Source organism: Achromobacter pestifer (assembly GCF_013267355.1).
In the GTDB taxonomy this organism is placed as follows: Bacteria; Pseudomonadota; Gammaproteobacteria; order Burkholderiales; family Burkholderiaceae_B; genus Achromobacter; species Achromobacter pestifer_A.
The window spans coordinates 2,926,311-2,939,106 of sequence record NZ_CP053985.1 but is presented as its reverse complement, the minus strand read 5'-3'; the positions used below and the strand labels follow the sequence as shown (position 1 = coordinate 2,939,106).

13 protein-coding genes are annotated in these 12,796 nt (G+C 65.8%); 7 read left to right on the top strand and 6 right to left on the bottom strand.

Annotated elements, in window-relative coordinates; genetic code table 11:
* Positions 1 to 58: 58 nt before the first annotated feature.
* A complete protein-coding gene (locus FOC84_RS14270) occupies positions 59 to 763 on the bottom strand; it encodes a Crp/Fnr family transcriptional regulator (RefSeq protein WP_173144972.1) in 705 nt (234 codons plus the stop codon).
* A 169-nt stretch (positions 764 to 932) separates the two neighbouring features.
* Between FOC84_RS14270 and FOC84_RS14265 the strand changes: the two genes are divergently transcribed.
* The 7 genes from FOC84_RS14265 (at position 933) to FOC84_RS14235 (ending at position 9,411) form a co-directional block, all read left to right on the top strand.
* Positions 933 to 2,909, top strand: coding sequence for an AMP-dependent synthetase/ligase (locus tag FOC84_RS14265; RefSeq protein ID WP_173144971.1), 1,977 nt, complete (start codon positions 933 to 935; stop codon positions 2,907 to 2,909).
* A 5-nt stretch (positions 2,910 to 2,914) separates the two neighbouring features.
* On the top strand, positions 2,915 to 3,712 hold the full coding sequence (locus FOC84_RS14260; protein ID WP_173144970.1) for an ABC transporter ATP-binding protein: 798 nt from the start codon (positions 2,915 to 2,917) through the stop codon (positions 3,710 to 3,712).
* A gap of 11 nt (positions 3,713 to 3,723) precedes the next feature.
* Positions 3,724 to 4,653: a branched-chain amino acid ABC transporter permease gene (locus FOC84_RS14255; RefSeq protein ID WP_173144969.1), complete on the top strand. Its 930-nt coding sequence runs from the start codon at positions 3,724 to 3,726 to the stop codon at positions 4,651 to 4,653.
* Positions 4,654 to 4,679: 26 nt separating this feature from the next.
* On the top strand, positions 4,680 to 5,744 hold the full coding sequence (locus tag FOC84_RS14250; protein WP_173144968.1) for a branched-chain amino acid ABC transporter permease: 1,065 nt from the start codon (positions 4,680 to 4,682) through the stop codon (positions 5,742 to 5,744).
* Positions 5,745 to 5,869: 125 nt separating this feature from the next.
* Complete coding sequence (locus FOC84_RS14245; protein ID WP_173144967.1) at positions 5,870 to 7,210, top strand: ABC transporter substrate-binding protein; 1,341 nt, start codon at positions 5,870 to 5,872, stop codon at positions 7,208 to 7,210.
* Positions 7,211 to 7,271: 61 nt separating this feature from the next.
* Positions 7,272 to 8,114 (top strand): ABC transporter ATP-binding protein, encoded by an 843-nt coding sequence (locus tag FOC84_RS14240; RefSeq protein ID WP_173144966.1) that lies wholly within the window; start codon positions 7,272 to 7,274, stop codon positions 8,112 to 8,114.
* Positions 8,115 to 8,142: 28 nt separating this feature from the next.
* Positions 8,143 to 9,411 (top strand): phenylacetate--CoA ligase family protein, encoded by a 1,269-nt coding sequence (locus tag FOC84_RS14235; RefSeq protein WP_173144965.1) that lies wholly within the window; start codon positions 8,143 to 8,145, stop codon positions 9,409 to 9,411.
* A gap of 18 nt (positions 9,412 to 9,429) precedes the next feature.
* Here FOC84_RS14235 and FOC84_RS14230 read toward each other — a convergent pair whose 3' ends face one another.
* The 5 genes from FOC84_RS14230 to FOC84_RS14210 are packed head-to-tail and all read right to left on the bottom strand — an operon-like array spanning position 9,430 to position 12,701.
* Positions 9,430 to 10,254 (bottom strand): sulfite exporter TauE/SafE family protein, encoded by an 825-nt coding sequence (locus tag FOC84_RS14230; protein WP_173144964.1) that lies wholly within the window; start codon positions 10,252 to 10,254, stop codon positions 9,430 to 9,432.
* Positions 10,255 to 10,262: 8 nt separating this feature from the next.
* Positions 10,263 to 11,498 carry an NAD(P)/FAD-dependent oxidoreductase gene (locus FOC84_RS14225; RefSeq protein ID WP_173144963.1) on the bottom strand — a complete coding sequence of 412 codons (1,236 nt, stop codon included), beginning with the start codon at positions 11,496 to 11,498 and terminating at the stop codon, positions 10,263 to 10,265.
* 18 nt (positions 11,499 to 11,516) lie between these two features.
* Positions 11,517 to 11,936, bottom strand: a complete 420-nt coding sequence (locus tag FOC84_RS14220) for a DUF6691 family protein (protein WP_173144962.1) — start codon at positions 11,934 to 11,936, stop codon at positions 11,517 to 11,519.
* Between the two features lies 1 nt (position 11,937).
* Entirely contained in the window at positions 11,938 to 12,369 is a 432-nt protein-coding gene (locus tag FOC84_RS14215) for a YeeE/YedE family protein (protein ID WP_173144961.1), read from the bottom strand.
* Positions 12,366 to 12,701, bottom strand: coding sequence for an ArsR/SmtB family transcription factor (locus tag FOC84_RS14210; protein ID WP_173144960.1), 336 nt, complete (start codon positions 12,699 to 12,701; stop codon positions 12,366 to 12,368). The genes FOC84_RS14215 and FOC84_RS14210 overlap by 4 nt, the downstream gene beginning before the upstream one ends.
* Between the last annotated feature and the right edge of the window lie 95 nt (positions 12,702 to 12,796).

The following is a 12,796-nucleotide window of genomic DNA, read 5'->3' as shown; positions in this document are numbered from 1 at the left end:
AATATTAAATAGCGCACTATTCATCGTCAAGGACTTTTTTGATCGCACAGCCGACGCCTCAGGCCGGCTCGCCCTCGGCTACGCTGCGATCCGACCCGTATTGTTTCAGGCCGTCCAGGTCCAGCACCCGGACCGCGCCGTATTCCACATTGAGCAGGCCGGCTTCCTCCAGCTTGCGCAGCGCCTGATTGGCGCGTTGCCGCGATACCCGGGCCAGATAGCCTACCTCTTCCTGGGTAATGGCCAGGCGCATGCCCATGCCGGGATACAGCAAAGGGTTGAAGAGCTCGGCCAAGCAGCGGGCCACGCGCGCATCCGGATCCAGCAGGCGGTCGTACTCCGCCTTGCCGATGAACTGCGCCACGCGCTCGTTCAATTGGTGGAGCAGATAGCGGTTGAATGGGATGCTGCTATCCAGCAGCCAATCGAACGTGGCGGCCGGCAGGCGCGCCACCACCGAATCCCGCAGCGCAACGATGTCGTACTTGCGGATCTCGCGCTTGAGCAGCGAGCCCTCGCCGATCCAGCCCCCCGCGGGCACGCCGGTCAGCGAAGCCACCTTGCCTTCGGCGTTGCCCACCGACACCTTGACCAGTCCCGCCAGCACCCCTATCCAAGCCTGTGCGAGTTCACCTTTGCGCTCTATGATCGAGCCGGCAACCACCTGCTGCACGGTAAGGTCCCGTTCGACGCGTTCTTGCTGATCGCGGCTGAGCACGCGAAACCACGCGGCGGCGAGTTGCAGGGAGTCGGCTAGCTGCATCGGGAATACCCTAAAAGTTCCTTGAATGTCGCGATGGTGACAGTTGGTAGCAACCCAACCTTATACCTTAACTCCTGCCGTAAATCTAAAACCAACTGGTCAAGCGCTTCATCGCCACCGCCGCTCTTGCGGACTGCTGGCCCGATGCGTCCAAACCGGAGGAGACATCGTGGCACATACATCGCCCGCATCTGCACGGATGCCGGCTGCGCTGGATACCTTTCCAGCGCTGCTGTTCACGCATGCCAGCGTTCGCGGGTCGCGGCCCGCCATACGCGAAAAAGATCTGGGGATCTGGCAAACCCTTACGTGGTCCGAAGTGGCGGAGCATGTCCGGCACGTCGCGCATGGCTTGGCCGCACTGGGCATCAAGCCCGGCATGCACGTGGCCGTCATCGGCGAGAACCGCCCGCGCCTGTACATGGCCATGATGGCCGCGCAGTCGCTGGGCGCGATCCCTGTGCCGCTCTATCAAGACGCCGTCGCCCAGGAAATGGTCTACGTGCTGCAGGACGCCGAGATCAGCGTGGCCATCGTCGAAGACCAGGAACAGGTCGACAAGATGCTCGAAGTCCTCGAGCAATGCCCTGCGCTCAAGCACGTGGTGTACGACGATCCGCGCGGCCTGCGCCACTACACCGATCCCATGCTTCGCTCGTATGAACAGCTGGAAGAGCTCGGCCGCGAGTACGCCGGCCAGCATCCGGACTTCTTCGAGCAAGCCGTCGCCGCCGTGCAGCCGCAAGACCCGGCCGCCATGTTCTACACCTCGGGCACCACCGGCAAGCCGAAGGGCGTGGTGCTCACGCACCATGCGCTGATCGACCGCGCGCGCGCCGTGTCCGAGATGGAAAAACTGACCGACCAGGAAGACGTGCTGGCCTATCTGCCGCCCGCCTGGATCGGCCAGAACATGTTCTCGTACACGCAGCTGCTGGTCACGGGCTTTACCGTGAACCATCCCGAATCGCCCGACACCGTGTCGATCGACATGCGCGACATCGGGCCGACCTATTACTTCGCGCCGCCGCGCGTGCTCGAAGGCCTGCTGACGCATGTGATGATCCGCATGGAAGACGCAGGACTGATCAAGCGCAAGCTGTTCGCCGCCTGCATGAAGCTCGCGCGCCGCGTAGGCACCAGGATCCTCGACGGCGAGCAAGTCGGCGCCTGGGACCGCATGCGCTACGCGCTGGGCAACGTGATGATCTACGGCCCGCTGCGCAACGCGCTGGGCATGAGCCGGGTGCGCGTGGCCTACACCGCGGGCGAGGCCATCGGCCCCGACCTGTTCGTGTTCTACCGGTCCATCGGCATCAACCTCAAGCAGCTCTACGGCTCGACCGAAACCTCGGTGTTCGTCTGCGTGCAGCCCGACGGCAAGGTGCGCGACGACACCGTGGGCCCGCCCGTCGAAGGCGTGGAGATCCGCGTGGCCGACAACGGCGAGATCCTGGTCAAGAGCCCCGGCCTGTTCAAGGAGTACTACCGCAACCCCGAGGCGACTGCCGAGGCGCGCAGCGCCGACGGCTGGTTCCACACGGGCGATGCGGGCTATCTGGACACCGACGGTCAGCTGAAGATCATCGACCGCGCCAAGGACGTGGGCAAGCTCGCCAACGGCAGCCTGTTCGCGCCCAAGTACATCGAGAACAAGCTCAAGTTCTTCCAGCACATCAAGGAAGCGGTCGCCTTCGGCGCCAACCGCGAAGATGTGTGCGCCTTCATCAACATCGACCTGGAAGCCGTGGGCAACTGGGCCGAGCGCCGCGGCATGCCCTATGCCGGCTACACCGACCTGGCTTCCAAGGACGAGGTCTACCAGCTGATCGCGGAATGCGTGGAACAGGTCAACGCCGATCTGGCCACCGATCCCAAGCTGTCGGCCTCGCAGATCGGCCGCTTCCTCATCCTGCACAAGGAACTGGATCCCGACGACGACGAACTGACCCGCACGCGCAAGGTGCGCCGCGCGTTCATCGCGCAGAAGTACGGCGTGCTGATCGACGCGCTCTTTGGCGGCAAGCAGTCGCAATTCATCGAAACCGAAGTGAAGTTCGAAGACGGACGCACCGGCAAGATCTCGGCGGACCTGAAGATCCGCCCGGTCAAGACGTTTCCCGCCATAACCGCCAAGGCCGCGTAGAGATCATGAGCAACAACGACCGCGACCAGCGCATCGGCGACGTCATGCTGGACATGCAGAACATCTCCCTGTCCTTTGGCGGCGTGAAGGCGCTGACGGACATTTCCTTCAACGTGCGCGAACACGAGATCCGCGCCATCATCGGCCCCAACGGCGCCGGCAAGAGCTCAATGCTCAACGTCATCAACGGCGTCTACACGCCGCAGCAAGGCGGCATCGCCTTCCGCGGCGAGCGTTTCTCGCGCATGAACCCGCGCCGCGCCGCCGAAATGGGCATCGCCCGCACGTTCCAGAACCTGGCGCTGTTCAAGGGCATGAGCGTGCTGGACAACATCATGACCGGCCGCAACCTGCGCATGAAGTGCGGGCTGCTGGCGCAGGCCTTCCGCCTGGGCCCGGCCGAGCGCGAAGAGATCAAGCACCGCGAGTTCGTCGAGAACATCGTCGACTTCCTGGAAATCCAGGCCTACCGCAAGACGCCCGTGGGCCGCCTGCCCTATGGCCTGCAAAAGCGCGTGGACCTGGGCCGCGCGCTGGCGATGGAGCCGCGCCTGCTGTTGCTGGACGAACCCATGGCCGGCATGAACATCGAAGAGAAGCAGGACATGAGCCGCTTCATCCTGGATGTGAACGACGAGTTCGGCACCACCATCGTGCTGATCGAGCACGACATGGGCGTGGTCATGGACATCTCGGACCGCGTCGTGGTGCTGGACTACGGCAAGAAGATCGGCGACGGCAAGCCGGACGAGGTTCGTGCAAACGAAGACGTGATCCGCGCCTACCTCGGCGTGTCGCACTAAGGCGGACAGACATGGGATTTTTTCTAGAGACCTTATTCGGCGGCCTGATGAGCGGCATGCTGTACGCGCTGATCGGCCTGGGCTTCGTGCTGATCTTCAAGGCGTCGGGCGTCTTCAACTTCGCGCAGGGCGCGATGGTGCTGGTCGCTGCGCTGTCCATGGCCCGCTTCTCGGAGTGGCTGCCGCGCTGGTTCGGCTTTGACAACATGATCCTGGCCAACGTGCTGGCCTTCATCGTCAGCGCCATCGTGATGTTCCTGCTGGCGGTCGCCATCGAGCGCTTCGTGCTGCGCCACCTGGTCAACCAGGAGGCCACCACCCTGCTGATGGCGACGCTGGGCATCAGCTACTTCCTGGATGGCCTGGGCCAGATCACGTTCGGCAGCTCGGTGTACTCCATCAACGTGGGCATGCCCAAGGATCCGCTGATGATTCTGGAATCCGTCTTCGAAGGCGGGTTGCTGATCAACCTGGAAGACCTGACGGCGGCGGTGATCGCCGCCCTGCTGGTGGCCGCGCTGGCGCTGTTCTTCCAGTACACCTCGACCGGCCGCGCCCTGCGCGCGGTGGCCGACGACCACCAGGCCGCGCAATCCATCGGCATTCCGCTGAACCGCATCTGGGTGATCGTCTGGAGCGTGGCGGGGCTGGTGGCGCTGGTGGCGGGGATCATCTGGGGCTCGAAGTTCGGCGTGCAGTTCACGCTGTCCACCGCGGCGCTGCGGGCGCTGCCGGTGGTGATCCTGGGCGGCCTGACCTCGGTGCCGGGCGCCATTCTGGGCGGCCTGATCATCGGCGTCGGCGAAAAGCTGTCCGAGGTCTATCTGGGGTCGCTGGTAGGCGGCGGTATCGAAATCTGGTTCGCCTATGTGCTGGCGCTGGTGTTCCTGCTGTTCCGTCCGCAAGGGCTGTTCGGCGAGAAGATCATCGACCGTGTCTGAGCCCACAGGCCCTCTAGGATAAAAACATGTTCTATCGCGAAAACGGCCAATTCAAGACCAGCTATCGCGCTGACCAGCAGATCTTCCCGATCCGCCAGGACCGCATCTTCATCTGGCTGCTGCTGGCGGTGGCGTTCGTCGCCATCCCGGCCATGGCCAGCGACTATCTGCTGCGCGCCATCCTGATTCCGTTCCTGATCCTGGCGCTGGCCGCCGTGGGCCTGAACATCCTGGTGGGTTATTGCGGCCAGATCTCGCTGGGCACCGGCGCCTTCATGGCGGTGGGCGCCTATGCGGCCTGGAACTTCGGCGTGCGCTTTCCCGGCATGCCGCTGGTCGTCCAGATCCTGCTGGGAGGGTTCTTCGCCACCATCGTGGGCGTGATCTTCGGCATACCCAGCCTGCGCATCCGCGGCCTGTATCTGGCGGTGGCGACGCTGGCCGCGCAGTTCTTCGTGGACTGGGCGTTCCTGCGCATCCCCTTCTTCACCAACTACTCGTCGTCCGGCAACGTGTCTGTGCCGCCGCTGACGGCCTTCGGCCTGCCGGTGCAGAGCGCGCTGGAAAAGTATCTGTTCGTGCTGATCCTGGTGGTCGTCTTCAGCCTGCTGGCCAAGAACCTGGTGCGCGGCGCCATCGGCCGGCAGTGGATGGCGATCCGCGACATGGACGTGGCGGCTTCCGTCATCGGCATCCGCCCCATGTACGCCAAGCTCACGGCCTTCGCGGTCAGCTCGTTCATCGTCGGCGTGGCCGGGGCCTTGTGGGGCTACATCCACCTGGGCTCCTGGGAACCGCTGGCGTTCGACCTGACGCGCTCGTTCCAGCTGCTGTTCATGGTGATCATCGGCGGGCTGGGCTCCATCATCGGCAGCTTCTTCGGCGCGGCGTTCATTGTGCTGGTGCCGGTGGCGCTGTCCAACATCCCGCATGCGCTGGGCATCCCGCTGTCGGTGGACACAGCGGCGCACATCGAACACATGGTGTTCGGCGCGCTGATCGTGTTCTTCCTGATTGCCGAACCGCACGGGCTGGCCAGGCTGTGGAGCATCGGCAAGGAGAAGCTGCGCATCTGGCCGTTCCCCCATTGATTTCGCATTGATTTCCGCGGTCCGCGGCGGCACAAGCGCGACGGACCCGCCCTGAATACCCGGCTCAAGACCGGGCCAATCCCGGTGTCCCAGGGTTACTGACCCAAGCACCACGCAGGAGGTAAATGGAGATGAAGCGTCTTAACCTGAAGTTGGCGGCAGCTTTGATGGCCGCAGCCGGCGCCGCAGGCGCCGTGGCCACGCCGGCGATGGCGGCGGAAGAGCAGTTCGTTCCGTTGCTGGTGTATCGCACCGGGTCCTTCGCCCCCTTGGGCATTCCCTGGGCCGACGGCAAGCTGGACTACCTGAAGCTGGTCAACGAACGCGATGGCGGCGTCAACGGCGTCAAGATCACGTACGAAGAGTGCGAAACCGCCTACGCCACCGACCGCGGCGTGGAATGCTACGAGCGTCTGAAGGGCAAGGGCACGGGCGCATCGGGCTTCGACACCCAGTCCACCGGCATCACTTTCGCCGTCAGCGACAAGGCCATGGTCGACAAGGTGCCGGTCGAAACGATGGGCTACGGCCTGTCGCAATCTGTCGACGGCAGCGTGTTCGAATGGAACTTCCCGCTGCTGGGCACGTACTGGACCGCCGCTGACGTGATGATCCAGGACATCGCCAAGAAAGAAGGCGGCATGGACAAGCTCAAGGGCAAGAAGATCGCCCTGGTCTACCACGACTCGCCGTATGGCAAGGAGCCGATCCCCCTGCTGCAGAAGCGCGCGGCCAAGGAAGGCTTCGAGCTGGTGCTCTATCCCGTGACCGCCCCCGGCGTGGAACAGAAGTCCACCTGGCTGCAGATCCGCCAGGCGCGCCCCAACTACGTGCTGCTGTGGAGCGCCGGCATCATGACGCCGACCGCGATCCGCGAAGCCCAGGCCAGCGGCTATCCGCGAGACAAGATGTACGCCATCTGGTGGGCCGGCTCCGAAGGCGACGTGAAGGACCTGGGCGATGTCGCCAAGGGCTACAACGCCATCACCGTGCACAACAGCGGCGCCGAGCACGACAAGGTCTACGACGACCTGAAGAAGTTCGTCTACGACAAGGGCCAGGGCTCGGACAAGACCGGCAAGACCACGCTGGGCACCATCGCCCACACCCGCGGCATGATGATCTCGATGCTGCAGGTGGAAGCGATCCGCGCCGCGCAGGAGAAGTACGGCAAGGGCAAGGCGCTGACGCCCGAGCAGGTCCGCTGGGGCTTCGAGAACCTGAACCTGACGCAGGAAAAGCTGGACAAGCTGGGCTTCGGCCAGATCATGCGTCCGGTCAAGACCTCGTGCAGCAACCACAAGGGCGACGACTGGGCCCGCATCGTGCAGTGGGACGGCGCGAAATTCAAGGTGGTCTCCGACTGGTATCAGTCGGACAAGACCATCCTGGACCCGATGGTCAAGGAAGGCGCAGCGAAGTACGCCAAGGAAAAGAACATCACGCCCCGCGTTTGCGAGAACTGATGTGAACCGGCCGCCGGTCCCGGATAACGGGGCCGGCGGCCACCAAGCCGCAGGAACAGCCATGACCGCTGCAACGACTTCCGCAGTACCCGCAGACACCCCCAAGGTGCTGCTCGACGTGAACGGCATCGAGGTGATCTACAACCACGTGATCCTGGTGCTCAAGGGCGTTTCCCTGCAAGTGCCGGAAGGCAAGATCGTGGCCTTGCTGGGCGCCAACGGCGCAGGCAAGACCACGACGTTGCGCGCCATTTCGAACCTGCTCAAGGGCGAGCGCGGCGACGTCACCAAGGGCCATATCCAGTACCGCGACCAGCGCATCGAAAAGCTGTCGCCGGCGGAATTGGTCAAGCGCGGCGTGGTGCAGGTGATGGAGGGCCGGCATTGCTTTGCCCACCTGACCATCGAGGAAAACCTGCTGACCGGCGCCTATACGCGCAGCATGAGCCGCGGCGATACCGCGGCGGCGCTGGAACGCGTCTACCAGTACTTCCCGCGCCTGAAGCAGCGCCGTACCAGCCAGTCCGGCTACACCTCGGGCGGTGAACAGCAGATGACCGCCATTGGCCGCGCGCTGATGGCCAACCCCAACATGATCTTGCTGGACGAGCCTTCCATGGGCCTGGCGCCGCAGATCGTCGAGGAAATCTTCGAGATCGTGCGCGACCTGAACCAGCGCGAACGCGTCAGCTTCCTGCTCGCGGAGCAGAACACCAACATTGCGCTGCGCTATGCCGACTACGGCTACATCCTCGAAAACGGCCGCGTGATGATGGACGGGGCCGCATCGGACCTCGCCCAGAACGAGGACGTGAAGGAGTTCTACCTGGGCATATCCAGCGGCGAACGCAAGAGTTTCCGCGACAACAAGTTCTACCGCCGGCGCAAGCGCTGGCTGGCGTGATTCCTGGCATACGAGAGGGTGTGATCCCATGTCCGAGTTTTTCGATGTTCTGGAAACCAGAGCGCCCGAGCAACGCGAGCGCGAGCTGATGGCCGCCCTGCCCGGCGCGATCGCCCGGGCCGTTGCGCGGGCGCCGGCCATCGCCGAGCAGCTGCGCGGCATCGACCCCGCCACCATCACGTCGCGAGCGGCGCTGGCGAGCCTGCCGGTGCTGCGCAAGCACGAACTGCTGGAACGCCAGCAGCACAGCCGTGACGATGCGGCAGCGCCTGCCGGGCCGCAAAAGGCCTTCGGCGGCTTCTCCGCCATCGGCTGGGGCGAGGCGATGCGCGTGTTCGCGTCCCCCGGCCCCATCTATGAGCCGGAAAGCGCGCGCGGCGACTATTGGCGCTTTGCCCGCGCCCTGCACGCCGCGGGATTCCGCGCCGGCGAGCTGGCCTACAACTGCTTTTCCTATCACTTCACGCCTGCGGGCTCCATGATGGAAACCGCGGCGCACGCCGTGGGCTGCACCGTGTTTCCGGGCGGCACCGGGCAGACCGAGCAACAGGTGCGCGCGATCCAGGATCTGGCGCCCACCGGTTATACCGGCACGCCCAGCTTCCTCAAGATCATCCTTGAGAAAGCCGACGAGCTGGGCGTGAAGCTGGATTCGCTGCGCCGCGCGCTGGTGTCCGGCGAAGCCTTCCCGCCGTCCCTGCGCGACTGGCTGGCCGCGCGCGGCATCGACGGCTACCAGGCCTACGGCAGCGCCGACCTGGGCATGGTCGCGTTTGAAACGCCGGCGCGCGAGGGCCTGGTGCTGGGCGAGGACATCATCGTCGATATCGTGCGCCCCGGCACCGGCGAACCCCTGCCTGATGGGGAAGTGGGCGAGGTCGTGGTCACGACCTTGAACCCGGACTATCCGCTGGTGCGCTTCGGCACCGGCGACCTGTCCGCGGTCATGCCCGGCATTTCGCCTTGCGGGCGCACCAACACCCGCATCAAGGGCTGGATGGGGCGCGCGGACCAGACCACCAAGGTGCGCGGCATGTTCGTGCATCCGTCGCAGGTGGCCGACGTGGCGCGCCGCCATCCCGAGATCCTGCGCGCGCGGCTGGTGATCAGCGGCAGCACGGGTTCCGACCGCATGGTGCTCAAAGTGGAATCGCGCGTTCGCAGCGAAGAGCTGGGCAAGCGCATCGCGGAGTCGGTGCGCGACGTGACCAAGCTGCGCAGCGACGTGGAATGGGTGGATGCGGACGGCCTGCCGAACGACGGCAAGGTCATCGACGATATCCGCACCTACGAGTAAGCGGGACGGCTCGCGGCCTCACGCGGCCGCGAGCAGCGCCAGCACGCCCTTGGCCAGCATGGCCACGGCCACCGCGCCGGCAAACAGCGCAAAGCTCTGCTGCAAGCGCCGCGGGGGAAAGCGGTCAGCCACCTTGCGCCCGCCCAGCATGCCCAACACCGCCGCCGCCGTAAAAGGCGCGGCGATGCGCCAGTCCAGGTGCCCACCCGCCGCCGCGGCCGCGACGCCGCTGGCGGACACCAACGCGATCACCGCCAGCGAAGTGCCCACGATGGCCTGCATGGTCAGGTCGGTAGCGCGCCGCAGCGCGGGCACGATGACGAAGCCGCCCCCCACGCCCAAAAGGCCGGACAGAAATCCCGCGATCAGCCCCGCGCCCGTCAAGGCGCGCGCGCAGGGCGCGGTCCAGCGCAGCCGGCCGGTGCTGGCATTGAGCTGGCAGGGCGGCGTGCGCGGCGCAGCCTGCGCCGCCGGCTTGTTGCCCTGGTTCCACATGCGCCACGCCACCATGCCCAGCACGCCGGCGAAGATGATGGCCAGCGGCGCGTTGGGCAGGCGCCGCGCCGCCCACAGGCCCAGCGGCGACACGACGATGCCGGTAACAGCCATGAAGCCCGCCGCGCGATAGCGGACCTGCCCTTTGCGCAGCCCCAGCGCCGCGCCCAGCGCGGCCGACAGCCCCACCGCCAGCAAGGCGATGGGCGCGGCCTGCGACACCTGCAGATGCAGGCCGAAGACCAGCAGAGGCACCGCCATGATGGCGCCGCCCGCGCCGGTCAGCCCGAGTATCAGGCCCACGCACGCCCCCAGCGCCGCGCTGGCGGCCAGCACCGTATCGATCATGGAGGCGCTCAGTTACCCAGCGGGCGGGCCAGCCACTCGCGGCCCTTGAGCATGCCGTTCCAGTAGATCCAGGGCAGCAGCGTGGCCTTGAGGAACCAGGCGCTCTTGCGCGGCACGGTCGGGTCCAGCGGAAAGGTGGGCAGCAGCTTGCCGCCGTAGCCGAACTCGGCCAGCACGATGCGGCCGCGCTCCACCGTCAGCGGGCAGGAGCCGTAGCCGTCGTACTTGACCGGCATGGCGTGGCCTTCGCGCAGCGCCAGCAGGTTCTCTGCCACCGTGACGATCTGCTTGCGCGCGGCCGCGGCGGTCTTGGCATTGCTGGTGCAGATGCCGTCACCCAATCCGAACACATTGCCATAGCGCGGATGCAGCAGCGTGGCGGGGTCCACCTCGCACCAGCCGGTGGCGTCCGCCAGCGCGCTGTTCCGCAAGAAATCGTGCGGAACCTGCGGCGGCACCGCGTGCAGCATGTCGAAGGATTTCTCCACGCGCGTCACCACGCCGTCGGCGTTCTTGAGATCGAACCAGGCCTTGCGCGCCGCGCCGTCCACCGCCACCAGCGCCGAATTGAAAGCCAGCGCGATGCCGTAGCTTTCGACATAGCGCATCAGCGGCGGAACAAACGTCGGCACGCCGAACAGCGCCGCGCCGGCCAAGTCGAACTCCACGTCGATGCGGTCCAGCACGCCGGTGCGCTTCCAGTGGTCGCAGGCCAGGTACATGGCCTTCTGCGGCGCCCCGGCGCATTTGATGGGCATGGCAGGCTGCGTGAACAGCGCCTGCCCGCCCTTCAGTCCGCGCACCAGCTCCCAGGTATAGGGCGCCAGGTCATAGCGGTAATTGGAGCTGACGCCGTTCTTGCCCAGCGTGTCGGCCAAGCCCTCGATCTTGTCCCATGCCAGGCGCAGGCCGGGGCAGACGATCAGTTGCTGGTAGCTCACCGCCCGGCCGTCGGACAGCAGCACGCGGTTGGCCTCGGGTTCGAATCCAGCCGCGGCCGCTTGCAGCCAGGTGGCGCGCCTGGGCATGACGGCGCGGGTCGGCCGCACGGTCTTGGCGATGTCGAAGGCGCCGCCGCCTACCAGCGTCCAGGCCGGCTGGTAGTAGTGCTTGTCGCTGGGTTCGATGACGCCGATCCGCAGGTCCGGACGGCGGCGCAGCAGGCTGGCGGTGACGCCTATGCCCGCCGATCCGCCGCCCACCACCACCACATCGAAATCGCGCTGCGCCTCTGCTGTCGGCATGCTTGTCTCCTTGCCGGTCTACCGGCTTTTGAATTTTTCCAAAACTGAAAATATTGCCATGCCTGCCGCCATGGCGGCCACGAAGATCAAGGCCTCGGGCACGCCGGCCGCCGCAGCCACCAGCGCCGGCCCCGGGCAGAAGCCGGCCAGGCCCCACCCCGCGCCGAACGCCAGGCTGCCCACGGCCAGGCGCAAGTCCACCTGCGTGGCGGCGGGCCAGCGCAGCGGTTCGCCCGACAGGCTGACGCGGCGGCGGCGCAAGAACGCAAAGCCCGCCGCCGTGACCAGCACGGCGCCGCCCATGACGAAGGCCAGCGACGGATCCCAGGCGCCGGCCAGGTCCAGGAAGCCCAGCACCTTGGCCGGATTGGCCATGCCGGAAATGATGAGGCCCAGCCCGAAGACCAGGCCCGACGCGAAGGCGATCAATGCAACCATGTCAGAGTCCCCCCAGATGGCGGGTGGCGTAGACCACGGCGAAACCCGCGGCCATGAACAAGGCGGTCGCGCTGAGCGAGCGGCGCGATCCGCGCGACACGCCGCAGACGCCGTGGCCGCTGGTGCAGCCCGAGGCATAGCGCGTGCCGATGCCGACCAGCAGGCCCGCCACGATCAGGCGCGTCGTGCCGGCCTCCACCACGACGGGAGGCAAGGCGCTGCCCAGGCGGTACAGCCAGGGCGATGCGAACAAGCCGATCAGAAAGGCCAGCCGCCACATGCCGCCGCGCTCGGGCTGAAACAGGCCGCCCAGGATGCCGCTGATGCCCGCGATGCGCCCCGCGCCCGCCATCAGCAGCACGGCGGCCGCGCCGATCAGCAGGCCGCCCGCGCCCGCGGACCAGGGAGTGAAGGCGGACCAGTCCAGGTTCACTTGAGTGACTCCATCGCGCGGCCGCAGTACAAACTGGATAACGTCTTCATGACCTGGCTGACTTCGAAACTGGCCATCTGGTAGTAGACGTATTTGCCCTCGCGCCGCGTTGCGACCAGGCCTTCATCGCGCAGCACGCCCAGTTGCTGGGACAGCGTGGGCTGGTGGATGCCGGTCAGCGATTCGAGTTCGCTCACATTGCGTTCGTTCTGGACCAGTTGGCACAGCAGCAGCAGGCGGTCTTCGTTGGCCAGGGCCTTGAGCAGGGCGCAGGCCTGGGAGGCGGATTCGCGCAAGACGGCGACTTCGCACTCGGTAAGGGCGTCGTTCATTTGATGCGTATCAATCGGCGTGGGAGAGTTTGATCATTATATTGACCAATATAATATCCAACAATATTATTGAAATACATATAGTGTTTCATCGT